The sequence below is a fragment of the Streptomyces sp. NPDC052236 genome, assembly GCF_044548015.1.
Taxonomy (GTDB): domain Bacteria; phylum Actinomycetota; class Actinomycetes; order Streptomycetales; family Streptomycetaceae; genus Streptomyces.
The window spans coordinates 74236-100658 of sequence record NZ_JBIUBL010000008.1; the positions used below are offsets into that span (position 1 = coordinate 74236).

A 26423-nucleotide genomic window follows, 5' to 3' on the forward strand; every position below is an offset into this window, starting at 1 on the left:
CTCCTGCGATAGTGCGACAGTGAATCCGTCGGTAGCCCAGTGTCCGTGCAACCGGCGGCCGCCTCCGGCGATTCCGGCGAATGAGCCCCGCCCGATGACTGTGTGTGCTCACGCGTGTCGAAGCGCTTCGATGAATCTATGGACACCCCTACAGCGGCCGTCTAGGGTCGGCGATGCAGCGTCGAAGCGCTTCACCAGCAACAGCATGCCAATGTCATGGAGAGCTGAATGGTCACCCTTGCCGAGGTCGCCAAGCATGCCGGAGTCTCGGCCAGCACAGTGAGCTATGTCCTCAGTGGCAAACGGTCCATCTCCGCCTCCACCCGCGAGCGGGTCGAGCGTTCCATCGATGATCTCGGCTACCACCCCAACGCGGGCGCCCGCGCGCTGGCGAGCAGCAAGACCAACATCATCGCGCTCATGATGCCGCTCCGTACCGATATGTACGTACCGGTGATGATGGAGATCGCCATCGCCGTCGCCACCGCCGCCCGTGCGCACGGATACGACATTCTCCTGCTCACCGGCGAGGAGGGCCCGGCGGCCGTGCGCCGCATCGAGGGCAGCGCGCTCGCGGACGCCATGATCCTGATGGACGTGGAACTGGACGACGAACGCCTGCCGCTGGTCCGCGGCGCCGAGCGGCCGGTCGCGCTCATCGGACTGCCCGGCGACCCCACCGACCTCACCTGCGTCGATCTCGACTTCACCGCCACCGGCGCGCTGTGCGTGGAGTATCTGGCCAACCTCGGACACCGCGAACTCGCCGTGATCGGCGAGGCCCCCGGCGTGTACGAGCGCCACACCGGCTTCGCCGAGCGCACGCTGAGCGGCGTACGGTCACGGGCGCGTGAGCTGGGCGTACGGGCGCTCCACCGGCCCTGCCTGGGCGGTTACCCCGCGATGGCCGGCACCCTCGCCCGGATCTTCGACGAGCGCCCCGGCACCACCGGGTTCATCGTCCAGAACGAGGCCGCCGTGGAACCGCTGCTCAACCTGCTCCGGCAGCAGGGCCGGGCCGTCCCCGAGGACGTGTCGGTCGTCGCGATCTGTCCGGATCAGGTCGCCACTCAGGCGTCCGTACGCCTCACATCCGTCGCGATCCCCGCACAGGAGATGGGACGGCGTACCGTGGAGCGGATCGTCGCCAAGCTGGAAGGCCGTGGACGGCCGGAAGTGCAGCTGCTGGAACCCGAGCTGACGGTCAGGGCCAGCTCGGGACCGGCGCCGATTTGACGAAGCCTTGTTAAGCTCTCGCTCCGCGCGCCACCGGAGCGCACGCATCTGGCGGGGGACGAGTCAGGGAGGCCGCACGTGGGCACAGTCGCCGACGAGTCGTGTGGTGCGGAGTTCCACGAGTTCTTCGAGCGCCACTACGCCGAACTCGCCCGCCTCGCCTATCTGCTGACCGGCGACACCGATGGCGCCGACGACCTGGCGGCGGACGCGCTGGTCGCCGTCTGGCACCACTGGGACCGGGTGCGCGCCGCCGACCACCCGGCCGCCTATGTGCGCGGAGTCGTCGCGAACATGGCGCGCAGCCGGATCCGCAGCGCGGTGCGGGAGCGCCGTCGTATCGCCCTCTTCTGGTCCCAGTCCTCGGAGCGGACGGACGGCCCCGACATACCGGTCGTGATCGATGTGCGCGAGGCGCTGCGGCGGCTGCCGTTCCGCAAACGCGCCTGTGTCGTGCTGCGGCACGCCTTCGACCTCTCGGAACGCGATACCGCGCTCGCGCTGGGAATCTCGGTCGGTACGGTGAAGAGCCAGACATCGAAGGCCACGGCGGAACTGCAGCGGCTGCTGGGCACGTCGACTACTACGGAACTGGTGGGAGGGAGGCCCCGATGGACGATCTGACGACACGGCAACTGCGACGAGAGCTGCGCGAAAGTGCCGACGCGCACCGCCCGGACCGGGAACGGATCCTCGCACGCGTCCAGCAGGGCATGTCCCCGCCCGCGGGCGCGCCGCGCCGCCGCCCACGCGGGTATGGGCGGCTCCGGCTCGCCGGTACGGGGCCATGGCTGCGCGTCGCGGGCGCGAGCGCCGCCGTCGCCGGGATCCTGGCGGTCGGCGGCTATGCGGTGACCTCCGTCGCACAGGACGACGACGGGCGCGGTCAGACGGCCGTCGTGCCGCCCGTGAGCCCCGGGCCGGCCGACTACCTCCAGGGCGAGGGTTCCATCGATCCGGAGTCCAACCCCTACTGGGCGCAGAGCGAGGTGGCCGTCCGCAGTGAGCAGCGGCTCTCCTCGCTCACGGTCGAGCTGCGCGTCGCGCAGACCGGCGGACTCGACCCGACCGGCAGCTGGTCGACGCGCCCCGCCGAGGACTTCACCGTCTCCGTACGCGAGGAAGGCGGCGTGTTCGTCTACCGCTGGACGCTCAAGAGCGGCAGAACAGTCCCGGCGGGGCGCCACACCTTCGCGGGCCAGTACAACCACGCGGAGGGCGGCCGGGAGGCCGAGGGCGACACCTACACCGCCACCGGGCGCGCCGCCGGAGGCGAAGCCGCCACGGTGAGCGGCGGCTTCGCCCCGGCAACGTCCCAGTAGGTCAGCCGGACTTCACATTGAAGCTGTTGGTGTTGAAGTTCAGGCCGCCCGACGACGAGGTGATCTCGTAGCCGAACTGCACATCGCCGATGGTCAGATCACCGATGTACTTCTTGGTGTCCTTGAGCCACTTGAGGACCGGCAGGATGTTGACCGTGCCCGATGATGAGTCGGAGGTGCGCAGGAACGAGTACACGTTGTTGGCGCCGTTGCTGCCGACGTACACGTTCCAGGTGTGCCCGCCGAGCGACACCGTGCCGACCGAGCTGCCGAGCGGCCCCACAGCGCCGTTGTAGTTGACCCACAGCATGATCTCGTTGTCGTAGCCGGTGTCCCAGATGTCGTACGAGGTGTTGTACGCGCCGCCCGACGGCACGGAGACGTTGTACGCGCTGGTGAGCGACGACAGTGCCGAGATCTTCTTGCCGACGACCTTCTTGGCGTTGGGGTACGACTTGATGCCGCCGGTGTTGGGGTGGTTGGCCCAGACACCCCAGTTGCTGGAGGAGTTGGCCCAGATGGTCTGGGGACCGGGGCCAGAGCCCCAGATGTTGTTGTAGAGCGTGTAGCCGTCGGAGGTGTTGTAGTTGCCCCACTGGTCCGAGGAGGACCAAACGGCGGCCTGGGCGGGGGCGGCGGCGAAACCGACCAGCGCGGCGAAGGCGACGGCCGGGGCGAGCAGGAGCCGCCCGAGAGTACGACGTGCCATGGTTGTCCCTTTCCATGGTTCATGCGGTGGGGGGAGCTACCGCGCACCCGGGGTGAGGGCGCGGTCCTCGCCGGTCGCCGAAGCCACCGGCGCAGGAATGTGGGGGTGGTACTACAGGGTGCGGAGCACGGCCACGCCATAGCGGTCGAGCTCCACCACCGACTCCGTACGGACACCGGTCAGCAGCTCGTGATGGCTGCCGGGCACCGGCACGCCGACCGGCTCGCGGCCATGGTTGAGCAGGAACAGCAGCTCGCCCCGGCGCACCGCCTCGACCCCGGTGGGCAGCGCGTCGAGCACCGGCTGTACGCCGGCCTCGCCGGCCACGTCCTCCAGCAGCTCACGCAGCGCGGTGGGCTCCGGAAGCGTGGAGAGGTACCAGGCACGGCCGTTGCGCAGGACGGCGGGCAGCCCGTCGAGCTCCCCGCCCTTGTACGCGGAGACGGTGTGCACCGCGTCCGCCTCCAGCTCCTCGGACCACAGCGTGCCGCGGAAGCCGTCGCACTCCACCACGGCCCCGGCGTCCAGCGGCCACCACTCGTGGACCGTGCGGATCCCGAACAGCTCCCGCAGCCGCGCGTCCATTCCGCCGGGGCGCACCCGGTCGTCCTGGTCGGCGATGCCCGTCAGGAACCCGCAGACGACGGTGCCTCCGGCGCGCGCGTACGCGATCAGGCCGGCGACCGCCGCGTCGGTGAGCAGATACAGATGCGGGATCACCACCATCCGGGCGTCGCTCAGATCGCTCTCGGGGTGGGCGAACCGGGTGGTGAGGTTGGCCTCCCACAGCGCCCGGTGCCAGGCCCGTACCACTTCGGGGTACTGGACCTCCGAGGAGAGCCGGCCGTCCTGCTGGTCGGCCCACCAGGAGTCCCAGTCGTGCAGCACCACCACATCGGCGGGTACGTCCGTGCCCGCCACGGCCTCGCCGAGCAGCGCGAGTTCCGCGCCGATCCGCTTGATCTCCTGGAAGGTACGGCCCTGCTCACCGGCGTGCGAGACCATCCCGGAGTGGAACTTCTCGCTCCCCTGCCGGGACTGGCGCCACTGGAAGTAGCAGACGGCGTCCGCGCCGCGCGCCACCGCCTGCAGTGACCACAGCCGGTTCAGACCGCGCGGCTTGGCATGATTGACGCCGCGCCAGTTGACGGGCCCGGCCGCCTGCTCCATCAGCATCCACGGGCCGCGCGCCTGGGAGCGGGTCATGTCCTGGATCAGCGCGCCATGCTGTCCGCCGAGTGGATCGTGCGGGTCCGGATAGATGTCGACGGAGACGACATCCTCCTCCCGGGCCCACTTCCAGGCGTCCTGGCCGGTCCAGAACGGCATGAAGTTGGTGGTGACCGGCAGGTGCGGGGAGTGCCGGGCCACGATGTCGCGCTCGGCGATGTAGCACTCCAGCAGCGCGTCGGAGGTGAAGCGCCGGAAGTCCAGGCTCTGGCCCGGGTTCTTCATGTACTGCGCGCGGCGCGGCGGGAGGATCTCGTCCCAGTCGTCGTAGCGCTGGCTCCAGAAGGCGGTGCCCCAGGACTCGTTGAGTGCGTCCAGGGAGCCGTGGCGCTCACGCAGCCAGCGCCGGAAGTGAAGGGCGGTCCCATCGCACCAGCAGTGCGTGCAGTACTCGTTGTTGATGTGCCACATCGTCAGCGCCGGGTGGTTCCCGTAGCGCGCCGCCAGGTCCTCGCTGATCGCCGCGGCGTAGCCCCGGTAGACCGGCGACGAGGGGCAGAACTGCTGGCGCGAGCCGTACCAGACGATGGCGCCGTTCTCGTCGCGCGGCAGTGTCTCGGGGTGGCGGGCGCCCATCCAAGGCGGGGGAGAGGCGGTCGGCGTGGCCAGCACCACACCGATGCCGTTGTCGTGCATCAGGTCCATCAGCCGGTCGAGCCAGCCGAACTCCCGGGCCCCCGGGCGCGGTTCGAGCGACGCCCAGGAGAACACCCCGAGGGTGACCGAGTTGACGCCGGCGCCCCGCATCAGCCGTACGTCCTCGTGCCACACCTCTTCCGGCCACTGTTCGGGGTTGTAGTCGCAGCCGAAGAGGATCCGGCGGTCCCCTCCGGCCGTGACGGCGTCGTTGAGGGACGGCATCAGGCTATGTCCCCGTACTGGACGCCGCGTCCGTTCGTACCGAGGTACACCCGGCCGTGGATCCGCGGGTCGCCGGTGATCACTTCACCCGTCCAGCCCCACTGGTGGGCGTCGTCATTGATCCGGGTCCAGCTCGCGCCCTCGTCGTCCGAGCGGTAGACGGCGGTGATCGTCTCGGTCGAGCCGACCTGGAAGACGGCGGGGTACGCGGCGCCGGGCGCCGCCATGCCGAAGCCCAGGGTGTACGAGGCCCAGCAGGACGGCACCTTGCTGAAGGTGAGGCCACCGTCCCGCGACCTGAACAGACCGTTCCACTTCGCCGAGAGCCAGATGTCCCCGGTGCGCCCGGGGGCGGCTGCCAGCTTGAACTGCACGTCCCCGGGCGGCAGTTGTGTGGCCCGCGCGGTGAAGGTCGCGCCCGAGTTGGTGGACACGTACACCGTTCCGGCGTCCGTGTCGTACGCGTAGAACCGCGCGGAGTCGACCGGGTCGGCCAGCGGCGTCGCGCCCTTGGGGAAGGTGGCCACCTCCGTCCAGGTGGCGCCGTTGTCGGTGGAGCGGTGCGCCGCGTATCTCGTACCGTCCCAGTGCACGAACGACCAGAGCAGCGTGCGGCCGTCGGCGCTCACCGCGATCGGTCCCGGCGCGGAGGAGGCGATGGCGGGCTGCGCGGCGAACGGCTGCCAGCTGCGGCCCCCGTCCGTCGACGACGCGCCGTTGCCGTTGTCGCCCCAGCCCGTCCGTACGACGTACGAGGGGTTCGCGGCGGCCAGGGCGAGACCGGTCGCGGAGCCGAAGACCGGGTTCGCGGCCATGCCCCGCGACGGGGAGGCGGTCAGCGACTCGTGGTACATGACCCCGATGTCGCCGAGACCGCTCAGCAGCGGGGCCCCACCGGCGGGCGGTGAGATCAACTGGCGTACGGCGCTCTCCTCCAGGCCCCGGATCTGCGGGGCCCAGCGGACCAGGTCGCGGGTGGCGTAGAGGGTCGCGCCGGTGCCGAAGACGATATGGCGTGAGTCGTACGGGTCGATGGCCAGCGCCTGGATCCACCAGCCGAACTTCGGTGTGCCGCCCCACTTCAGGTACGGGGTCTCGGCGACGTCGAGGACCGCGGTGTCCTTGAGGGAGGTCCAGGAACGGCCGCTGTCGGTGGAGCGGAAGAGGGTGTCGACCTCGGACCAGCGGTTGTTGGTGGAGACGACGACGGTGCCGGGCCGGCGCGCGTCGACGGCGACCCCGCCGTAGCCGAAGGCCCCCGTCTGCGGGGTCACGGCGGTCCAGGCGCCGGTCACGGTGTTCAGCCGGTGGACCGAACCCGCGGTCTGGTTGTTGGGCCCGGGGGTGTTGGCGTACGTGACATAGAGCTCGCGGGTACCCGCGTCGTACGCGGCACGGATCGGCACCTTCGCGGCGTCGCCGGAGGGGCGGCCGGGCACGGCCTCCCAGCCGCCGGACGCCGTGGTTCGGTAGAGCGCGCCGTCACCGTCGCCCCAGCCCGCGTAGAGCACCCGGCCCGCGGCGGCGAGGAAGGTGACGCCCTGGCCGGTCGCGGACGCCTGCGCGGGGAAGTCGGTGGCGGGCGCCCAGCTCGCGCCACGGTCCGTGGACTTCAGCAGCCCGTCATGACGGGTGCCGAGCCACACGGTGGCGCTGTTGCGCGGGTCGACCAGCAGACGTTCACCGCTGCCGCGGCCGTCCTCGTTCGCGCCGAGCTTCACGGTCAGATCGGTCCTGGTCCAGGTCGCGCCCCGGTCGTCGGAGCGCAGGACCGCTCCGTTGCCCGACCAGGACTGCGAGTACGTGCCGAGCGCGAGGTAGACGCGGGAGGAGTTGGACGGGTCGAGCGCGATGGCCTCGACGCCCAGCAGATTCCAGTCGTCCCACCCGAGATGGTCCGTCAGTGCCACCCAGCGCGCGGTCGAGGCATCCCAGCGGTAGGCGCCGCCGATGTCGGTACGGGCGTAGGCGAGCCCCTTCACCTGGGGGTGGAACAGGACCCCGGTGATGAACCCGGTGCCGCCGATGGCGGCGGTGCGCCAGCGGTACGCCTGGGCGGCTTCCGCATCTTCGGCATCCTCGGCCGCCCCGGCGGCGTGCGCGCGGGCGGACGTGAGCGGCAGCGCGCTGATCGCCGCGGCGGCTGTGGCACCGGCGAGCAGGGTCCGGCGACTGGGCTTGCGCAGGGCTTCGTAAGGCATGACGGAATCGCTCCTGTGGGGAGAGGCCGGTCGTTACGGGGAGGGGCGCGCCGCTCGGTCGGGGGCATGCACGGGTGGCACGGGTGGCACGGGTCGCTTGGGGGGCGGCTCAGCCCTTGACCGCGCCCGTGAGCATGCCCTTCTTGAAGTGCTTCTGGACGAAGGGGGAGAGGAAGGCCACCGGCAGAAGCGCCAGCACCATGACCGCCATCTGGACGGCCAGCGCCGACAGCTGGCCGGTCTTGATGGCCTGCCCCATGCCGACGGGGGGCTGCTGCTTCTGGACGAGCTGGATCATGACGTTCTGCAGCGGCATCATGTCCTGGTCGGTCAGATACAGCGACGCGTTGAACCAGGCGCTCCAGTAGCCCACGGCGTAGAAGAGCGTGATCACCGCGATGACGGCGCGCGAGAGCGGCATGACGATCTGCCAGAGGATCCGGAAGTCTCCGGCGCCGTCGATCCGGGCACTGTCGACAAGTTCCTGCGAGATGTTCATGAAGAACCCGCGCAGCACCAGGATGTTGAAGACACTGATCGCGCTGGGCAGGATCAGCGCGAGATAGGTGTCGGTCAGCCCCAGCGTCTGCACCAGCAGATAGGTGGGAATCAGACCGGCACCGAAGAACATCGTCGCGAGCAGGGTCATCAGCATCCCGCGGTGCCCGAGGGAGCCGGACCGGGAGAGCCCGTACGCGCAGAGGACGGACACCGTCATCGAGAACAGCGTGCCGACCAGGGCCACACCAAGACTGACGAGTGTCGCGCGGGTGACCTGGCCGCCGCTCAGGAGCTCCTGGTAGGCGACGAAGGTGATGCCCTTGGGGATCACCACCAGGCCGCCCGCCTCGGTGATGGTCTGCTTGGAGGAGACGCTGGTGACGATCACGATCCACAGCGGGAAGAGGATCGCGAAGCAGGCGATGCCCAGGACCAGCCCCTTGGAGGCCAGTCCGGCGGGATTCGGCTTCTCCTCCCAGACCGGCCGGGGCGGTGCCGCCCATCGGCTGGGAGTGGGCACCCGCGGTACGGAATGCTGGTCGGGTTGCTGTTCGGTCGCGGTGCTCATTTCTTGTACACCCCCTGCTCTCCCATGAGGTGGGCCACCTTGTTCGCGGCGAGTACAAGCCCGAGGCCCACCACCCCCTTGATCAGACCGGCTGCCGCCGCGTAGCTGAAGTCCTGGTTGCGTACACCGTTCCACCACACATAGGTGTCGAGGACTTCTGATGCGCCGGGACCCACCGAGTCACGTTGCAGCAGGATTTGTTCGAAGCCGACGGTGAGCGCGTCACCGACGCGCAACACCAGCAGCAGCGCGATCACCGGGCGCAGGGCGGGCAGTGTGACGTGCCACATGCGGCGCCATCGTCCGGCTCCGTCCATCGAGGAGGCCTCGTAGAGGTCGGGGCTGACGGAGGCCAGCGCCGCGAGGAAGACGATGATGCCCCAGCCGGCGTCCTTCCAGACGCCTTCGGCCGTCACCAGGAACTTGAAGATTCCCGGGTCGGTCATGATGTCGAAGCCCTCGTGGCCGTGTTCCCTCAGGGTCTGCGCGATGATGCCCGCGCCGCCGAAGATCTGCTGGAAGACGGTGATGACCAGCACCCAGGAGAAGAAGTGTGGCAGGTACAGGATCGCCTGGGAGACGGCCCGGACGCGAGGACGGACCACGCTGTTGATGAGCAGCGCGAGCAGGATCGGGATGGGGAAGAACAGGACGAGTTGGAGCAGGAAGAGGACCAGGGTGTTCTGGACCGCGCTCCAGAAGGCCGAGTCCTCGAAGATCCGGTTGAACTGCTCCAGGCCGACCCAGGGGCTGTGCAGGATCGCCGTGATGCCGTTCTCGCTGATGTACGGGTCGTACTCCTGGAAGGCGACGATGTTGCCGAGGATGGGGATGTAGTTGAAGACCAGGACCAGCAGCACTGCCGGCAAGGTCATCAGGATCAGCGTCCGGTCCTGCCGCAGCTGGCGCCGGAACGGGACCTTCGCGGGCTGCCCGGCCTTGGCGCGGGCGGCTTTCGACCGGGCGGCTTTCGACCGGGTGGGCGGTGCGGGTGGGGAGTCTTCCGCCGAGCGAGCCGGGCCGTCGCCGGCCTGGCTCGTCGCGGCGTCCGGCACCGTGTGGTGCGACACGCTCTCTACTCCTTGCCGTCGAGCAGCTTCATGTACCAGTCGCGCAACTGGTCGCCGCCCTTGCTCTTCCAGTCCGAGACTGCCTGCTGCATGTCGCTGATCTTCTTCCGGCCGCGGACGACGTCGTCCTCCAACTGCTCGAAGTCGTTCGAGAGGTTGGTCCACTTGGCGGGCTCGGTGATCTGCATCCCGTAGAAGGAGGTCTTCTTGGTGAAGGCGCCCATCCGCTGCTGCCACTCGACCTGGAGCTTGGCGACGTCGGGGACATCGGGGTGCGCGATGGTCGAGGCGGGGCTGGCCAGCATCTCGTAGGCGTTGAGGACCTCGGTGTTGCCCTTGTCGTTCTTGACCGGCGCGCCGTCCTTGAGGGTGTAGTGCGTGCCCTCGACCCCGTATTTGGTGAGCATGTACTCCTTGGTGCCGTACGGGGACGCGGCGGCATTGGCCGCGGCCAGGGCGTCAAGGATCACGGCCTTGGAGGCCTTCTTGCTGATGAACGACCAGATGCCGGCGGGGGATCCGGCCCACAGGGTGGGGTCTCCGCCGGCGTGGTCGAAGATGTCCATCCCGCCGATCTCGAAGTCAGGGTTCTGCGCGGCCTGTTCGACCGTGCGGCCGTACCACTGCGAGATGTCCTGGTTGTAGAAGAGCGTCTGACCGGAGGCGAAGCGGGTGGCGGGGTCGGTCTGCGTGCTCGCCTTGGCGTCCGGGTGGACCACATTGGCCGCGTACAGCTTGCGCGTCCACTCCAGTGCTTCCAGGTACTCGGTGGTCTCGACGCGGTAGATCAGCTTGCCGTCGACGAGGTTCCAGCCGAGCGGCTTCTCGCCGCCGCCCAGGCAGCCGAACATGTTGAACGCGGTCCACTTGAGGTCGTCGCAGGCCCAGATCTTGGCCTTGGCGTTGGTGATCTCCTTGGCCAGTGCCAGCCACTCGTCCGCCGTCTTCGGCAGCTGGTAGCCCTTCGCCTCGAAGATGTCCTTGCGGTAGTACGGCACGATGTTGGGTGTGTACGCGGAGGGCATCGGCAGGCCCATCAGCTTGCCGCCGAAGACCGAGCGGCTCCACGCGTCGGTCGGGATGGCGGCGAGGTTCGGGTAGGCCTTGATCTTGTCACCGGAGAGGTACGGGCCCAGGTCGGCGAACTTGTTGATGATCGCGCTGGGTATCTTGCCGCCCATGTTCCAGCCGGGGACGACCACCATGTCCGGGATGTCGCTGGAGGCGAGGACCGCGCCCAGCTTCTCGTCATAGGTGTTGCCGTCCTGGTTCTGCCACTGGATCTTCGCGCCGATGACCTCGTCCATCGCCTTGTAGTACGGGTTGTCGCTCTTCGGCGGCGCGCCCCAGAACGGAGACATGATCCGGACGGTGTTGCCCTTGCCGAGTTTCTCGGGGACAGCCGACTTCAGCGTCGCCAGGTCGAGCTTGCCCGTGAAGCCGGACGAGGAGCCGTTCTTCGACGGAATGTCCGGTGTCACCACGTTCTGCGCCACAAAGGTGGGAAGGAGCTTCTTCGCGTCCTTCTCGGAGGTGGTGCCCTCCTTCTTCGCGGTGTCCGTGCCGCCGCAGGCGGCCAGCAGGGGTATCCCGCCCGCTACCGCGGCCGTAGCGACCGCCGTGGAGGCGAGGAAGCTTCTCCGGCTGGGTGCGGAGGGGGAGTTCGGCGTCATTGCGTCAACCCTTCGTGGCGCGCCAGGACACACGGCGGGAGCCGTCGGTCGGCTCCTGCGTCTGAGATGAGACTGGCGTTGATGAAACTGGTCGTGCGGAAACCGGCATTACGGGCACAGCAGAAGCGGACTTGGAGAGCAGGCGGCAGTCCCGGCGGCTCCCGGGGCCTCGCGGATGTTGAAGCGCTTCGATGTTGCTGTGAGGTTAAGTGAACGCTTCCAGCCACACAAGAGTCGATTTCAAGATTCCTCGGATGAGTGGCTAATTCCGGGCTGTTCGGGGCTCCTTCGGCCATCAGGCGGAACATGGGCTTTGGCCATTGTGTCCGGGCTGTGTCTTGACACTCGGGTCCGGTGACGCAGAGCATCGAAGCGCTTCGAAAGATCAAAGCTCCGACCTTCCCAGCAGATTTCCCACTCTTCATACTCTTTGAGGGGCTCCGTACGTGACCGAGGACCAGTACCCCTTCCGCGACTCGCGGTTGCCGTTCGCCATACGCGTCGACGACCTGCTGGCGCGGCTCACGCTCGACGAGCGGATCGCGATGCTCCATCAGTTCGCCCCCGCCGTCGAACGGCTGGGACTCGACGCCTTCCGCACCGGCCAGGAAGTTCTGCACGGCGTCGCCTGGATGGGCCCCGCGACCGTCTTCCCTCAGGCGGTCGGCCTCGGCGCCACCTGGAACGAGGACCTCGTACGCCAGGTGGGCGAGGCGGTGTCCACCGAAGTACGCGCCATGCGCGCCCGCGACGACCGGGTCGGCCTCAACGTCTGGGCCCCCACGGTGAACCTGCTCCGCCACCCCCTGTGGGGGCGCGGCGAAGAGGGGTACGCGGAGGACCCGCACCTCACCTCCGCGATCGCCACCGCCTACACCCGCGGACTGCGCGGCGACCACCCCGTCTACTGGCGCACGGCCCCCGTACTCAAACACTGGCTGGCGCACAACAACGAGACGGACCGCGACACCGCGTCCTCCTCCGTGCGACCGCGCGTCCTGCACGAGTACGACCTGCCGGCCTTCCGCGGCGCGGTCCAGGCGGGCGCCGTGGCCGGTGTGATGCCCGCGTACAACCTCGTCAACGGACGCCCCAACCACCTCTCGCCCCATCTCGGCGAACAGCTGAGGTCCTGGACCGACCACCCCCTGGTCGTCTGCTCCGACGCGGGCGCGCCCTCCAACCTGGTCGACTCGGAGCACTATTTCGACACGCACGAGGAGGCCACGGCCGCCTCCCTCAAGGCGGGCGTCGACAGCTTCACCGACCACGGCACCGACTCCTCGGTGATGACCGGCCGCATCCGCCGCGCCCTCGACCAGGGTCTGCTGGCCGAGGACGACATCGACACCGCCGTAGGCCGACTGCTCGCCCTGCGGTTCGCGCTCGGCGAGTTCGACCCGGAGCTCGATCCGTACGCCGGAATCAAGGCCTCCACAGGGTTCGACACCCCGTACCACCGCGCGCTCGCGGGGGAGGCCGCCGAACAGGCCGTGGTGCTGCTCAAGAACGACGGGCTGCTGCCGCTCGCGCCCGGCGCGCGGATCGCCGTCGTCGGCCTCCTCGCCGACGAGTGCAAGCTCGACTGGTACAGCGGCACCCTCATGCACCGCTCCACCCCGCTGGACGGGCTGCGGACGCGCTTCGGCGCCGACCAGGTCGTCTGCGCCGAGGGCGTGGACCGTATCCGGCTGCGCGCCACGGCCGGCTGGCTCCAGGTGCCGGTGGCGGTTCCCGAAGCGGACAGTACGGCGCGTGGCACCGAAGGCGCGCTGGACCCGGCGCTGCTCGCCGGACGCACCGACCTGGCACCGCTGACCTGCGGCGACGACCCGGACGATTTCGGGCTCATCGACTGGGGCGACGGCGTACTGACGCTGCGCGCCGCCGACGGCCGCTATCTGTCGGTCGCCGAGGACGGCTTTGTCCGCGCCTCCGCGGACCAGCCGGGCGGCTGGGTCATCCAGGAGACGTTCACCCTCGAAGAACACGACGGTGGCCACCTCCTCAAGCACACCGGAACAGGCCGCTATGTCACTGTCGCCACCGATGGCGTGAAGGTTGCCGACGAAGGCGAACTTTTCCGGATCGAATTCACCGAGCGCGGCGAGGACGCCGTGGCGGCTGCCGCGGCGACCGCCGACGTGGTGATCGTCGTCGCGGGCAACGACCCGCACATCAACGGCCGCGAGACCGAGGACCGCACCACACTGGCGCTGCCCCCGCACCAGGACAGGCTGTGGCGGGCGGCCCTCGCGGCCAACCCCCGTACCGCGCTGGTGCTGGTGTCCGCCTACCCGTACGCCATCGACGACACGGAGCTGCCCGCCGTGGCATGGACCGCGCACGGCGGCCAGGCGGCGGGCCGGGCCCTCGCCCGTGTCCTGGCCGGGGACGTGTCCCCGGCGGGACGGCTGCCGCAGACGTGGTACGCCGATGACGCGGACCTGCCCGACCTGTTCGACTACGACATCATCGGCTCGCGCCAGACGTACCTCTACTACGAGGGCACGCCCCGCTACCCCTTCGGCCACGGCCTGTCGTACTCGTCCTTCCGCTACGAGGACCTGACGGCGGTGGTGGACGGCGAGAGCGTACGGGTCGCCTTCACAGTCACCAACACCGGTTCGGTGGACGCGGACGAGGTCGCCCAGCTGTACACGCGCGCGGTCGGCTCGCCGGTACCTCAGCCGGTTCCTCAGCCGGTACGCAAGCTCGTCGCGCACCGGCGGCTGCGGCTGGCGGCGCGCGGTGCCGAGCGGGTGGAGTTCACCCTTCCGGCAGCCACACTGGGCCACTGGGACGTGGCGCACGGCCGCTGGACGGTCCCGGCCGGCGCGCACGAACTCCTGGCGGGCGCGTCCAGCGCGGACATCCGGCTGGTGGCCGGGATCGAGCTGGCGGGAGAGCCGGCGGCGCCCCGGCCGGTGCGGGACCGCGGTCTCGCGGCGGCGGACTACGACGAGCAGCGCGGGACGCTGATCGTGGACCGTACGAAGGTCTCGGGCGACGCGGTGACTCCGGCGGGTGATGCCGCGGGGGAGCTGGTCTTCCGGAGCTGCGACTTCGGCGACCACACGTCCCGGATCACCGTGGAGGCGGCGGGCGAGGGCACGGTCGAGCTGGCGCTGGACGGGGGCGAGGTGCTGGCCACGGTGGACATCGCCGCGACCGGAGGGCCATACGAGTACGCGACGGCCGAGGCGCCGATCCGCGCGTCGGGCGTCGCTGACCTGCGGGTCACCTTGCGGGGTGCGGTGCGCCTGGCCCGGGTCGGTTTCTCGGGCTGACCTTTGCCCTCGGGCCCTGGTCGGGGGCTCCGCCCCGAACCCCCGCGCCTCAAACGCCGGCGAGGCTGGGTTTTCGCCGGCGAGGCTTGAGTTGCCGGGCGAGCCCGGCAACTCAAGCCCGTCCGGCGGTTGAGGACACCGCCCGAAGGGCGGTACGGGGTCTGGGGCGAAGCCCCAGTTACGGGAAGGGGCGGGGTGGGGTACTGCTAGCGCAGCGGCACCGTGACCTTTCCAGTACCCTCCGCCGCGCCGCCCCCCGCCTCCACCCGGTACGGCCGCTCCGTGCCCCGCGCCGTAACCCGGAGCTCCGCCCCCTCCCGTACCGCGTGGAACTCGGCCGCCACGGCACCCGTCAGGTCCGGCACCGTGACGGCAGCCTCATACACGTCCCCGGGAGCGAACACCCGCAGCGTAAGTCCGTCCAGCCAGTCCCCGTCCGGCCGCTGATCATCCGCCCCCCACGGCAGCAGCGCCCCCGGCCGCACCAACAGCGGCAAGCTGTCGAAGCCGTGGACCTCGGTGCGCCAGACCGGTCCGGTGACCGTCTCGCCCGTCAGCAGATGGGTCCACTCGCCCTCGGGGACGTAGTACTCCACCTCGCCGTCCGCCGTGAAGACCGGAGCCACCAGCAGGTCCGGGCCCAGCATGTACTGGCGGTCCAGCGGGCGGCACGCCGGGTCGCCGGGGAACTCCAGCAGCATCGGGCGCATCACCGGCACGCCCGTGGCATGCGCCTCCACCGCCGCCCCGTACAGATACGGCATCAGACGGTGCTTGAGCAGCGTGAACTGCCGCGCCACAGCCACCGCCTCCTCGCCGAACTCCCACGGCACCCGGTACGACACATTGCCGTGCAGCCTGCTGTGCGAGGACAGCAGCCCGAAGGCCAGCCAGCGCTTGAAGACCTCCGGATCCGGGGTGCCCTCGAAACCGCCGATGTCATGGCTCCAGAACCCGAAGCCCGACAGGGAGAGCGAGAGCCCGCCGCGCAGTGACTCCGCCATCGCCGTGAAGGAAGCGAAGCAGTCGCCGCCCCAGTGCACCGGGTACTGCTGGCCGCCCGCCGTCGCCGACCGCGCGAACAGCACCGCCTCGCCCGCGCCCCGCTCCTTCTCCAGCAGGTCGAAGACCGTCCGGTTGTAAAGATGCGTGTAGTAGTTGTGCATCCGCTCCGGGTCGGATCCGTCGTGCCAGACCACATCGATGGGGATGCGCTCGCCGAAGTCGGTCTTGAAGCAGTCCGCGCCCTGGTCGAGCAGCACCCGCAGCTTGCCCGCGAACCACTCGCACGCCCGCGGATTGGTGAAGTCCACCAGAGCCATCCCCGGCTGCCACAGGTCCCACTGCCAGATGTCGCCATTCGGCCGCTTCACCAGGAAACCGCCTGCCGCGCCCTCCGTGAACAGGGTCGACTTCTGCGCGATGTATGGATTGATCCACATACTGACGCGCAGCCCTCGCTCCTTGAGCCGGGCCAGCATACCGCGCGGGTCCGGGAAGGCCTCCGGGTCCCACTGGAAGTCCGACCACTGGTACTCGCGCATCCAGAAACAGTCGAAGTGGAAGACGGAGAGCGGGATGTCCCGCTCCGCCATGCCGTCCACGAAAGAGGTGACGGTCTTCTCGTCGTACGTGGTGCAGAAGGACGTCGTCAGCCACAGCCCGAACGACCAGGCGGGCGGCAGCGCCGGGCGGCCCGTCAGGGCGGTGTAGCGGCGCAGCACGTCCTTCGGCGTGGGGCCCGCGACGATGTAGTACTCCAGCGACTGGTCCTCGACGCTGAACTGCACTTGGCCGACCGACTCCGTGCCCAGCTCGAAGGAGACCTTGCCGGGGTGGTTGACGAAGACGCCGTAGCCCCGCGACGAGAGATAGAACGGGATGTTCTTGTAGGACTGTTCGCTGCTGGTGCCGCCGTCGGACTGCCAGATGTCGACGGACTGGCCGTTCTTCACATACGGAGTGAAGCGCTCGCCAAGACCGTAGATCTGCTCACCCACGGCGAGCGAGAGCTGAGCGATCATGTGGTGCGCGCCGTCCGCGGTGGTGGCGAACGCCGTGCCCTTGCGGTCGACCGTGGTCAGGCTCCGGCCGTCGGTGTCCAGGAACTCCAGGCCCCAGGGCTTGGATGTGTCAAGGCGCAGCGTCAGCGGTCCGCTGGCCAGCTCGGTGACGGTGCCCTCGCGGCGGGTGCGCGCGGCGGTTGAGGTGTCGGCGCCCGGCAGCTGGAAGTCGGGGCCGTGCTGGGCCTTGCCCGCGTGGTGGGTGAACCGGACGCCGATCACCCCCTCGGCGGGGGAGAAACACTCGACGGTGATCAGCGGGGAGTTGAGAGTGTCTCCGCGGGCCGCGACGTGCTTCACGGCGGCGTACGCGGTGACATGGTCGTCGCTGACGTGGAGGTCGCGCACTTCGGTCGCGTACGAGGCGTGGACGCCGTCGCGCATGAGCCAGAAGCCGTCGGTGAACTTCATCGGGATCCTCGGATGGGTGCGGGCGTGGACGGCCTTCGCCGGCGGACTGTGGCGGAATTGTGCTTGCTCCCGAACAAATTACGGGACGAGGTGGCTTCCGCGTAGCTCGCCCCGCGATCAAGTGCGCCACATGGTGCCCGCGCACGCCACCGTCCGGCGACACCCGAGGGTGCCGCCGGACGGTGTCCGTCATTCGCTTAGAGCGCCGGGTAGGCGTTCTTCATGAGCTCCTGGAACTGTGCCGGGAACCAGTGGCCCGCCAGCGGAGCGTTCCCCAGCGCACCGGACATGTTGAACCCGTTGCGCGCGTTGCCCTTGTACGTCGGGTCGCACATCCCGTCGAAGCCCTTGCCCTCGTCGTTCGGGATCACCGAGCTGGCCCCGTCCGACTCGCCCGGAGGCTTCACCCACAGGTAGGCGTCGATGCCCGCGGCCGGAGCGGCCTGGGGACGCTCGCCGATGCCGGCGCCGGACTGGTTGCACCAGTTGCCGAGGTGGATACGGCGGTCCAGGCGACCACCGTTGACATAGGTGTCGACGTTCGTCTGCGGGCCGGCACCGGTGGGCCGTGCGGCGCCGCCCCAGCCATTGCGGGAGGTGTCGATCAGCATGCCGACGTCCGAGCGGAACCCGGCCTGGACGGCCCTCTCGCGGAACGCCTGGGCGTACGACTGCTCATCGACGTAGCGGTTCCAGTCGATCCACTTGGAGGTACGGACCGAGACGTTGCCCACACTGTCGTTGATGGTGTAGTACGGCTCCTTCAGGATGCCGTAGTTCGCCGTGTTGGTGATGAAGCCGGTGACGTACTCCAGCTTGGAGCCGGAGGCCTGGGCCGCCTGCGCGATCAGTTCGGCCGACGGGCCGAGGTTGTCGTCCCAGCCGAGCCAGCCGTGGTGGCCGGCGTCGATGTAGTTGTAGACGTTGGCGATGGGGCCCAGCTTCGACAGTGCGTAGCCGACGCCGGCGACGTAGTTGCCGTTCGCCTTCATCACATCGCACTGCGGGGTGGCGGTCGGACGGCCGCCGGCGTTGGTGACCAGGTTGGGCAGGGAGTCGATCTCGACGATCGTGGTGATCCGCAGCGACGCGTACTTCGGGTCGGCGAAGATCGCGGCGATCGGGTCGATGAACTCGCTCTTGTAGCGCGGCAGCTCTGTCGGGCCGAGTTCCCCGTTGGACGCGAGCGCGGAGCAGTCACGGCCCGGGAGGTCGTAGACGACGAAGTTGATCGCGAGCTGCTGCCCGCCCGCCTGCCGCAGCGCCTCGTCGAGGTGGTCCCGTATGCCCATGCCGGCGCCGACGCCCTCGATCGCGGCGATGCGGTCGAGCCAGACGGAGGTCGAGTTGTTCGCGATCCGGCTGCCGCCTGCCTCGGCGGTGGCCTTCGCCTTCCACTCCGGGTTCACATAGAGCTTGGCGCCGGCGAACGGGTTGTCCGCCTTGTTACCGGCCGGGGGCGGGGTGGTCGGCGGCGGTGTGGTCGGGCCGCCCGCGCCGGTGCAGGTGATGCCGTTGACCGCGAAGGAGGTCGGGGCCGCGTTCGACCCACTGTAGGAGAACTGAGCCCCGGTCGTGACCGCGGCGCCCGCCGCGACCGTCCCGTTGTGGCCGGCGTTCTTGACCGTCACCGTCTTGCCCGACTGCGACCAGGTCCCGTTCCAGCCGTTGCCCAGCTGCTGGTTGCCCGCGTAGGAGTACGTCACCGTCCAGCCGTTGATCACGTCGGTGCCACGGTTGGTGAGCGTGAGGTCGGTGGTGAAGCCCGAGCCCCAGTCGTTCGCCTTGTAGTCGACACTGCACGCGAACGCCGCCGCCGATGCGGGCAGCTGCATCGCGGTGATCGCGCCCGCGCCTGCGACCAGCAGCGAGGCTGCCGCCAGCAGGGCGGTACGCGCTCGACGGCGCGGTGGTGAGGTGGTCGTGCGGCTCATTCGGTCGTTCCTCTCAGTTCAGGGCGCGCAGGTGGTTGCGCAGCCCAGTGCCAAATGCGGTGGGTGTGCCGTTGTAGTCGCTGATCAGGGACGGTCCCGAGGAGCAGTCCCAGGTGTTCCACGTCCAGCCGAGATACGACTGGTTGTGGTCGTCGAACCACTTCATGACCCGGTCGATGAAGGAGTGCGAGCAGGTGTTTTCGCCGATCTCGCCCGCGACGAGCGGGAGTTGGGCGGCGACCGGACCGAGCTGCGCGTCCCAGCAGCTCTCGTTGTTGCAGGAGTTGAAGTTGTAGATGTGCCAGGCGGCGGCGAGATTGCTCGCCGGGTCGACAGGCTTGTGCCGCAGCCACTGGCTCAGATCGTTCGAGTACGCGATGCCCGGGATCAGCACCAGATTGGTCGCGCCCGTCGCCCGTACCGCGTCGAGCAGATCCTGCATCCCGGCGACCTCATAGCCGATTCCCTGGCAGGTGCCGCCGTCCCGCCAGCAGGACCAGGCCTGCGCGGCGGTGGAGGTGGCCCGGTCCGGATAGGGCTCGTTGAAGAGGTCGAAGACGACCTTGCGGTCGGCCTTGAAGGTGTTCGCCACCGAGGTCCAGAAGGCAGGGGTGTACTGCGCGTTGGGCATCGGTTTCTGGCAGCTGGCATGGACGTCGGCGCAGCCCGCGGAGTTGCCCGTGTACTGCCCGTACGACCAGTGCAGTTCGATCATCGGCGTCATCCCGTTCGCCTCGACCCGCTGCACCAGCCCCTTGATCGCGTTGATGTAGTTCGTGCCGCGGTACTCCGGCTCGATGTTGTCCAGGCCGAGCCAGCACTCTTCGTTGAGCGGGATACGTACGGTATTGGCCTCCCAGCCGGCTATGGCGCGCACGGACGCGTCATCGACAGGACCGTCGAAGATGCCGTGGCCCTGTACGCACATGAATTCACCGCCGGAGCGGTTGACGCCCAGCATGCGGCGGGTGGTGCCGTTCTCGTCGACGAGCTTGTTGCCCTGTGCGTGCAGGGTGGGCGCCCCGTCCACCGGGTCCGGTGGCGGGTCGGTCGGATCGGTCGGTCCCGGGCCGGGATCGGCGTTGCAGAGGACGCCGTTGAGTTTGAAGGCGGTGGGCGCGAGATTCGATCCGGACCAGGACGCGAGGAAGCCGGCGGTGATGCTCGCGCCCGTGGCGAGCGAACCGTTCCAGCCCTCACTGGCACCGGTGACGGTCGTCCCGGACTGGGTCCATTTCGCGTTCCAGCCCTGGGTGACCTTCTGGCCGCCGGTGAAATCGAAGGTCAGGGACCAACTGCTCAGCGGCGTACTGTTGTTGGTGATCTTGACGGAGCCCTGGAAACCGCTGTCCCACTGGTTCGAGGAGGAGTACTCCACGGTGCAGACGGGCGCGGCCCCGGAGGCCATGTCGAGCGAAGTCAGGGCCGTGCCGGACGCTAGGACAGCGGCTCCGGCCAGCACGGCGAGTAAGCGTGGGGGGTGTCGCATGAAGCGAGTCCTTACAGCTCAGACGCGCCATGAACGACGCGTCGACTGATGGAACCGCTCCCACTGGTGTGTTCAGACGTTAGCGCCCAGCAGTCGAAGTGCACAGGGGTGGCGTCAAATTCATCAATCGAAGTCCATCGGAGGGATTCCTTCGATGGTCTTGGCACGGGTCTTGACAGCCAGTCAGTACCTCCAGCACCGTGGGAGCGCTCCCACTGGTTCAAGAGTTGTGTTAACTCCACCCCCACGCCGAGCCGCGAGGAGGCACACCGCTCATGCGACACCCGCCGCACCTCATAGCAGGACTGGCCGCGACCATCTCCATGGCCATAGCCATAGCCACGACGGGCACCGTCCCCGCCGCCCAAGCTGCCGCAGTCCAGTGCAGTGTCGACTACAAGACCAATGACTGGGGGTCGGGTTTCACGGCCGACCTCACCCTGACCAACCGTGGCACCGAGCCGATCAACGGCTGGACGCTGACCTACGCCTACGCGGGCAATCAGCAGCTGACCAACGGCTGGAACGGCACCTGGTCGCAGTCGGGCAAGACCGTCACCGCCAAGAGCGCCGGCTGGAACGGGACGGTCGCCGCAGGGGCCGCTGTCACGACCGGGGCGCAGTTCACCTACAGCGGGGCGAACGCCGCCCCCACCTCCTTCGCGGTCAACGGCGTCAGCTGCGCGGGCGCCCATCAGCCGCCCGTCGCCCTGCTGACCAGCCCGGCCCCCGGCGCGGTCTTCACCGCGGGCGCCACCGTACCGATGGCGGCCACCGCGGCCGCCGCCGACGGCGCCACCATCAGCAAGGTGGAGTTCTACAGCGACACCACGCTGCTGGCCACGGACACCACCTCGCCGTACACCTTCAACCGCACCGGCATCGCGGCGGGCGACTACTCCCTCTACGCCAAGGCGTACGACAGCCAGGGCGCGTCGGCCGAGTCGGCGCCCGTCGGCATCCATGTCGCCGCCGGTCCCGCGCTGGTCGCCACCCCCGCCCAACTCGCCGTACAGCAGGGCAAGTCGGGGACTTTCGACGTCAAGCTCTCCACGCAGCCGACCGCCACCACGACGGTCGCCGTCGCCCGTACCGCGGGCAATACCGGCCTCACGGTCACCGGCGGCGCGAGCCTGACCTTCACCACGCAGAACTGGAACACCGCCCAGCCGGTCACCATCAGCGCCAACGCCACCGGCACCGGGTCCGCCACCTTCTCCGCGACCGCCGCCGGTCACGCGAAGGCGGACGTGAACGTGACCCAGCTGGCCGCGGCGAAGACGTACGACGCCCGGTTCCTCGACCTCTACGGGAAGATCACCAACCCCGCCAACGGCTATTTCTCGCCCGAGGGCATCCCGTACCACTCCGTCGAGACCCTGATCGTCGAGGCCCCGGACCATGGGCATGAGACGACCTCGGAGGCGTACAGCTATCTGATCTGGCTCCAGGCGATGTACGGCAAGATCACCGGTGACTGGACCAAGTTCAACGGCGCCTGGGACATCATGGAGAAGTTCATGATCCCCACCCACGCCGACCAGCCCACCAACTCGTACTACAACGCCTCAAAGCCCGCCACTTACGCGCCCGAGTATGATCTGCCCTCGCAGTACCCGTCGCAGCTCGACACCGGCGTCACCGCGGGCGCCGACCCGATCGCAGGCGAGCTGAAGAGCGCGTACGGCACGGACGACATATACGGCATGCACTGGCTGCAGGATGTCGACAACGTCTACGGCTTCGGCAACTCACCGGGCAAGTGCTCGGCAGGGCCCGCCGACACCGGACCGTCGTACATCAACACCTTCCAGCGCGGCCCGCAGGAGTCCGTCTGGGAGACCGTCCCCCACCCGACCTGCGACAAGTTCGGCTACGGCGGGACGAACGGCTACCTGGACCTGTTCACCAAGGACGTCTCGTACGCCAAGCAGTGGAAGTACACCAACGCCCCCGACGCCGACGCGCGCGCCGTCCAGGCCGCGTACTGGGCGGACATCTGGGCCAAGGAGCAGGGCAAGGGCGGAGAGGTCACCGCGACCGTCGGCAAGGCAGCCAAGATGGGCGACTATCTGCGGTATGCCATGTTCGACAAGTACTTCAAGAAGGTGGGCAACTGTGTGGGCCCGTCCACCTGCCCGGCGGGCAGTGGCAAGAACAGCTCGCACTACCTGATGTCCTGGTACTACGCCTGGGGCGGCGCCACTGACACGTCGGCCGGCTGGGCCTGGCGTATCGGATCGAGCCACGCGCACGGCGGATATCAGAATCCGCTGGCCGCGTACGCGCTGAGCGAGTACGCGCCGCTGAAGCCCAAGTCGACGACAGGACAGGCGGACTGGGCTGCCAGCCTGGACCGGCAGCTGGAGTTCTACCGCTGGCTCCAGTCGAGCGAGGGCGCCATCGCGGGCGGCGCGACCAACAGCTGGCAGGGCAACCATGCCACCCCGCCCTCCGGCACACCCACCTTCTACGGCATGTTCTACGACGAGAAGCCCGTCTACCACGACCCGCCGTCCAACCAGTGGTTCGGCTTCCAGGCGTGGTCGATGGAGCGCGTCGCGGAGTACTACCACGAGACGGGCAACGCGGAGGCCAAGGCGGTGCTCGACAAGTGGGTCTCCTGGGCGCTGTCCAAGACCACCGTCAACCCGGACGGCACCTACCGCATCCCGTCCACACTGCAGTGGACCGGCAAGCCCGACACCTGGAACGCGTCGAGCCCCGGGGGCAACACGGGACTGCATGTCACCGTCGCCGACTACACCAACGACGTGGGCGTGGCCGCGGCCTACGCCAAGACCTTGTCGTACTACGCGGCCAAGTCCGGGAACGCGGCGGCGAAGACCACGGCGAAGGCGCTGCTGGACGGTATGTGGCAGCACCACCAGGACCCGCTGGGCGTCGCGGTCCAGGAGACCCGTGCGGACTACAACCGCTTCGACGACTCGGTGTACGTACCGGGCGGCTGGACCGGCAAGATGCCGAACGGTGACGCGGTGAACTCCTCGTCGACGTTCGAGTCGATCCGGTCCTTCTACGAGGACGACCCGGCCTGGTCGAAGATCGAGGCGTACCTGACGAGCGGCACGGTGCCGGTCTTCACGTACCACCGGTTCTGGGCGCAGGCGGACATCGCGCTGGCGATGGGCTCGTACGCGGAGCTGCTTGAATAGTCCTCCGCAAGTCTCTCGGAGTTTCTTCGGTGGGGGCGGCAACGTTTTCTGAGTCGGTGACGACCAGTAGGCGCAAGGTACCCCCACCGAGGGAACGGGACAGATGAGCCGACACAAGAGGCGAGCGTCGCGGGCACGCTTCATCGTGGCCCTGACCGCAGCGATCGCGCTGACGGGCGGTGCGCTCTTCACCAGCTCCATGGTGTCGTCCGCCGACGCGGCGACTGGCTGGCCGCCGTCCAACGGCGGCCGGCCTTGAGCGGTACGGCACGGCGGGCTCTCCCCCGCCGTGCCGCGCTCATGTCACCTGACGTGTGGTGGTGGCGGGACTCGTCAGAAACTGAGCTTCCAGTTGTCGATGTATCCGACGTCAGCGGAGTAGACGTCCCGGACGCGGAGCTTCCAGGTGCCGTCGGCCGTTTCGGCGGACGCGTCAGTGGTGTAGGTGGCGTGCACGTCGTTGGCCGAGTCCGAGAAACTCGACTCCTTCAGCCGGAACGTGGCGCCGCTGGGCCCGACCAGGTCGATGACCAGGTCACCGCGGTAGGTGTGGACGATGTCTACCGAAACCTGGAGCGCGCTCGGGGCGTTGCCGCTACGACCCGTCACGATGAGCGCCGACTCGGCGGCGGGCCCCGCGTCGGGGATGGTCACGTTTCCCGGATTGACGAAGAAGTCACCGCCGGACTGTACGACGGTCCAGGGAATGGTCTTTTCCGTTGACTCCGCGGCGGAAGTGGTTGCCTTGAGCGTCGTCGTGTAGTCGCCCGCCTTGGTCGGGAGACCGGAGATCACGCCCGTGGCCGAGTCGATGGTCAGCCCGTCCGGCAGACCGGTGGCGGAGAACGAAAGACTTCCCGGCCGGCTGGTCGACGCTTCGAGGCGCATGGTGGCCGGCTGGCCGACGGCCGAGGTCTGCGCCTCGGGCTCGGTCATCGCGATGTGGTTGACGAAGCGCGGGCCGACGTTCACGGCCGCCCAGGCGTTGCCGACGGCCTCGTACGCCTCACTGGACCGGCCGAACAGGTCGGTGGCGGCCTGCAGGGTCGCCGCGCGGGCGCCCGCGTAGTTGGTGGTCGATGTCATATAGGTGGTCAGCGCGCGGTACCAGACGTTCTGTGCGTTGTGTATGCCCATGCCGGGCACGGGGAGGCCGTCGTAGGTGGGGCTGTCGTAGGCCACGCCGTTGACGGTCTTCTTCCCGCTGCCCTCGGCGAGCAGGTAGAAGAAGTGGTTCGCGATACCGGAGTTGAAGTGCGGGTCGAGACCGGCGGTCGTGGGGGTCCAGTAGTCCTGCGAGACGCCGTCCTTCGACGGCTTGTCCATGTAGCGCAGCGGTGTGCCGTCGCCACGGATGTCGATCAGCTCGCCGAGGTCGTAGTCGGGGGTGTCGTTGGGGTTGTTGGTGAAGAACTCCACGGCGGCGGCCATGATGTCGCTGGATCCCTCGTTGAGGCCGCCGGACTCGCCGCGGTAGATGAGGTTCGCGGTGGCGGATGTGACGCCGTGCGACATCTCATGGGCGGCCACATCCAGCGCGGTGAGTGGGTTGAGGTTGTCCGCGCCGTCACCGTAGAGCATGCAGAAGCAGTCGTCGTCCCAGTAGGCGTTGATGACCTCATCGCCGTAGTGGACGACGGACTTCGCCTCCCTGCCGTCACCCGATATGCCGTTGCGGCCGAACTGGTCGTGGTAGAAGTTCCAGGTCTGCTGCGCGCCATAGGCGGCGTCCACGGCCGCGCTCTGGCGGTTGCTCTGCAGCCCGTCGCCCCAGACATCGTTGTCGTCCGTGAAGAGGGTCGGGGTGCCGACTTCGCTGTTGTGCGCGTCGTACACCTTGTTGTTGCGCTGGGTGTCGTTCAGTTCGTAGAGGGCGTCGCTGCGGTTGGTGCCGAGATTCACCGTGCCGTTGAACTGGCCGTGGCCGGTGCCCGGGAGGATGCTCTCGAACTTCTGGAGCTGCTTGCCGGAGGTGGCGTCGGTGATCACATGCAGCCTGCTGGGGCCGCCGCCCTCCTGGGTGCCGCTGGTCACGGACTCCCAGGCCAGAGTCGGCGTCCCGTCGGCGGCCCAGACGACCAGCCGCGGCGCGCCATCGGCCGTGGCCTTCTCGGTGCCTTCGGCCTGCGCGGTGCGCAGCGCGGACTTCTGGGCGGTTGCGGCGGGGACGGCGGCCTTGGTGCTGGGCACCGTGATCCGCGCGCTCGTCGCCTTGCTGACGGTCTTGCTGCCGACGCGTGCGTGGACGACCAGATCGCCGCCGAGGACGGGCATTCCGGCGAAGGTGCGTTCGTAACGGGTGTGCACGGTGCCGTCGGCGTCCTGGATGACGTCCTTGGGCACAAGCTTTTCCTTGGCTTCAAGGCCCAGGGAAGCGGCGGTGGCGGCACCGGCGGTGGCGGCGGACTTGAGGAGCTTGTTGCGCTGTGCGGGGGTGAGGCCGACGGGCGCCGCGCCCGCTCGCATGGTGGCGGTGATCTGCGGTGAGGCCCCCGCCGGGTCCGGCTCGGCGCTTGCGCCGGAGGCCGGGAGACCGGCGGTCAACAGAGCGCTCAGGGCGACGATGGTGCTTGCCGCGGTGAGGCGTCTTTCGCGGGGGGATCGGGGCTTGCGGGCACGAAAGGTGCTCGTCACTCCACGTCTCCTTCTGACCGCTGATGGCGGTCACATGAGAGGGCTGCTGCCGTGC

At 68.8% G+C, this 26423-nt stretch carries 16 protein-coding genes; 6 read left to right on the top strand and 10 right to left on the bottom strand.

Going from position 1 to position 26423, the window contains the following annotated elements; translation table 11 throughout:
* The first annotated feature begins 228 nt into the window (after positions 1–228).
* From ACIHCQ_RS15690 to ACIHCQ_RS15700, 3 genes are all read left to right on the top strand, one after another.
* Positions 229–1236 (top strand): LacI family DNA-binding transcriptional regulator, encoded by a 1008-nt coding sequence (locus ACIHCQ_RS15690; RefSeq protein ID WP_399662193.1) that lies wholly within the window; start codon positions 229–231, stop codon positions 1234–1236.
* A 78-nt stretch (positions 1237–1314) separates the two neighbouring features.
* On the top strand, positions 1315–1860 hold the full coding sequence (locus ACIHCQ_RS15695; protein ID WP_399662195.1) for a SigE family RNA polymerase sigma factor: 546 nt from the start codon (positions 1315–1317) through the stop codon (positions 1858–1860).
* Entirely contained in the window at positions 1848–2558 is a 711-nt protein-coding gene (locus ACIHCQ_RS15700) for a hypothetical protein (protein WP_399662197.1), read from the top strand. The genes ACIHCQ_RS15695 and ACIHCQ_RS15700 overlap by 13 nt, the downstream gene beginning before the upstream one ends.
* Position 2559: 1 nt before the next feature.
* On the opposite strand, the gene ACIHCQ_RS15705 is transcribed toward ACIHCQ_RS15700, so the two are convergent.
* The 6 genes from ACIHCQ_RS15705 to ACIHCQ_RS15730 form a co-directional block, all read right to left on the bottom strand.
* Positions 2560–3267 carry a hypothetical protein gene (locus ACIHCQ_RS15705; protein WP_399662199.1) on the bottom strand — a complete coding sequence of 236 codons (708 nt, stop codon included), beginning with the start codon at positions 3265–3267 and terminating at the stop codon, positions 2560–2562.
* Between the two features lie 111 nt (positions 3268–3378).
* Positions 3379–5358: a beta-galactosidase gene (locus tag ACIHCQ_RS15710; protein WP_399662201.1), complete on the bottom strand. Its 1980-nt coding sequence runs from the start codon at positions 5356–5358 to the stop codon at positions 3379–3381.
* Positions 5358–7559 carry a WD40/YVTN/BNR-like repeat-containing protein gene (locus ACIHCQ_RS15715; protein WP_399662203.1) on the bottom strand — a complete coding sequence of 734 codons (2202 nt, stop codon included), beginning with the start codon at positions 7557–7559 and terminating at the stop codon, positions 5358–5360. The genes ACIHCQ_RS15710 and ACIHCQ_RS15715 overlap by 1 nt, the downstream gene beginning before the upstream one ends.
* A 109-nt stretch (positions 7560–7668) precedes the next feature.
* Entirely contained in the window at positions 7669–8628 is a 960-nt protein-coding gene (locus ACIHCQ_RS15720) for a carbohydrate ABC transporter permease (RefSeq protein WP_399662205.1), read from the bottom strand.
* Positions 8625–9698, bottom strand: a complete 1074-nt coding sequence (locus ACIHCQ_RS15725; protein WP_399662207.1) for an ABC transporter permease — start codon at positions 9696–9698, stop codon at positions 8625–8627. Before ACIHCQ_RS15725 ends, ACIHCQ_RS15720 begins: the two co-directional genes overlap by 4 nt.
* Before the next feature lie 5 nt (positions 9699–9703).
* Positions 9704–11371, bottom strand: a complete 1668-nt coding sequence (locus tag ACIHCQ_RS15730) for a Tat pathway signal sequence domain protein (RefSeq protein ID WP_399662208.1) — start codon at positions 11369–11371, stop codon at positions 9704–9706.
* A gap of 446 nt (positions 11372–11817) precedes the next feature.
* On the opposite strand from ACIHCQ_RS15730, the gene ACIHCQ_RS15735 reads away from it, so the two are divergent.
* Positions 11818–14661, top strand: a complete 2844-nt coding sequence (locus ACIHCQ_RS15735; RefSeq protein ID WP_399662210.1) for a glycoside hydrolase family 3 C-terminal domain-containing protein — start codon at positions 11818–11820, stop codon at positions 14659–14661.
* Positions 14662–14867: 206 nt separating this feature from the next.
* Here the strand turns inward: ACIHCQ_RS15735 and yicI are convergent, their stop codons facing one another.
* The 3 genes from yicI to ACIHCQ_RS15750 all read right to left on the bottom strand — a co-directional run bounded on the left by yicI (position 14868) and on the right by ACIHCQ_RS15750 (position 20558).
* A complete protein-coding gene (gene yicI, locus ACIHCQ_RS15740) occupies positions 14868–17135 on the bottom strand; it encodes an alpha-xylosidase (protein WP_399662212.1) in 2268 nt (755 codons plus the stop codon).
* Positions 17136–17332: 197 nt separating this feature from the next.
* Positions 17333–19069, bottom strand: a complete 1737-nt coding sequence (locus ACIHCQ_RS15745; protein ID WP_399662214.1) for a glycoside hydrolase family 6 protein — start codon at positions 19067–19069, stop codon at positions 17333–17335.
* Between the two features lie 13 nt (positions 19070–19082).
* Positions 19083–20558 carry a cellulase family glycosylhydrolase gene (locus ACIHCQ_RS15750; protein WP_399662216.1) on the bottom strand — a complete coding sequence of 492 codons (1476 nt, stop codon included), beginning with the start codon at positions 20556–20558 and terminating at the stop codon, positions 19083–19085.
* Between the two features lie 323 nt (positions 20559–20881).
* Between ACIHCQ_RS15750 and ACIHCQ_RS15755 the strand changes: the two genes are divergently transcribed.
* Entirely contained in the window at positions 20882–23734 is a 2853-nt protein-coding gene (locus tag ACIHCQ_RS15755; RefSeq protein ID WP_399662582.1) for a glycoside hydrolase family 48 protein, read from the top strand.
* Between the two features lie 103 nt (positions 23735–23837).
* Positions 23838–23993 (top strand): hypothetical protein, encoded by a 156-nt coding sequence (locus ACIHCQ_RS15760; RefSeq protein WP_399662218.1) that lies wholly within the window; start codon positions 23838–23840, stop codon positions 23991–23993.
* Between the two features lie 74 nt (positions 23994–24067).
* Here the strand turns inward: ACIHCQ_RS15760 and ACIHCQ_RS15765 are convergent, their stop codons facing one another.
* Positions 24068–26368 (bottom strand): M4 family metallopeptidase, encoded by a 2301-nt coding sequence (locus tag ACIHCQ_RS15765; protein ID WP_399662220.1) that lies wholly within the window; start codon positions 26366–26368, stop codon positions 24068–24070.
* Between the last annotated feature and the right edge of the window lie 55 nt (positions 26369–26423).

Coding starts and splice junctions, on each gene's coding strand:
- ACIHCQ_RS15720 (WP_399662205.1), bottom strand. CDS start 8,628: ATGAGCACCGCGACCGAACAGCAACCCGACCAGCATTCCGTACCGCGG.
- ACIHCQ_RS15700 (WP_399662197.1), top strand. CDS start 1,848: ATGGACGATCTGACGACACGGCAACTGCGACGAGAGCTGCGCGAAAGT.
- ACIHCQ_RS15730 (WP_399662208.1), bottom strand. CDS start 11,371: ATGACGCCGAACTCCCCCTCCGCACCCAGCCGGAGAAGCTTCCTCGCC.
- ACIHCQ_RS15745 (WP_399662214.1), bottom strand. CDS start 19,069: ATGAGCCGCACGACCACCTCACCACCGCGCCGTCGAGCGCGTACCGCC.
- ACIHCQ_RS15705 (WP_399662199.1), bottom strand. CDS start 3,267: ATGGCACGTCGTACTCTCGGGCGGCTCCTGCTCGCCCCGGCCGTCGCC.
- ACIHCQ_RS15690 (WP_399662193.1), top strand. CDS start 229: ATGGTCACCCTTGCCGAGGTCGCCAAGCATGCCGGAGTCTCGGCCAGC.
- ACIHCQ_RS15760 (WP_399662218.1), top strand. CDS start 23,838: ATGAGCCGACACAAGAGGCGAGCGTCGCGGGCACGCTTCATCGTGGCC.
- ACIHCQ_RS15755 (WP_399662582.1), top strand. CDS start 20,882: ATGGCCATAGCCATAGCCACGACGGGCACCGTCCCCGCCGCCCAAGCT.
- ACIHCQ_RS15710 (WP_399662201.1), bottom strand. CDS start 5,358: ATGCCGTCCCTCAACGACGCCGTCACGGCCGGAGGGGACCGCCGGATC.
- yicI (WP_399662212.1), bottom strand. CDS start 17,135: ATGAAGTTCACCGACGGCTTCTGGCTCATGCGCGACGGCGTCCACGCC.
- ACIHCQ_RS15715 (WP_399662203.1), bottom strand. CDS start 7,559: ATGCCTTACGAAGCCCTGCGCAAGCCCAGTCGCCGGACCCTGCTCGCC.
- ACIHCQ_RS15750 (WP_399662216.1), bottom strand. CDS start 20,558: ATGCGACACCCCCCACGCTTACTCGCCGTGCTGGCCGGAGCCGCTGTC.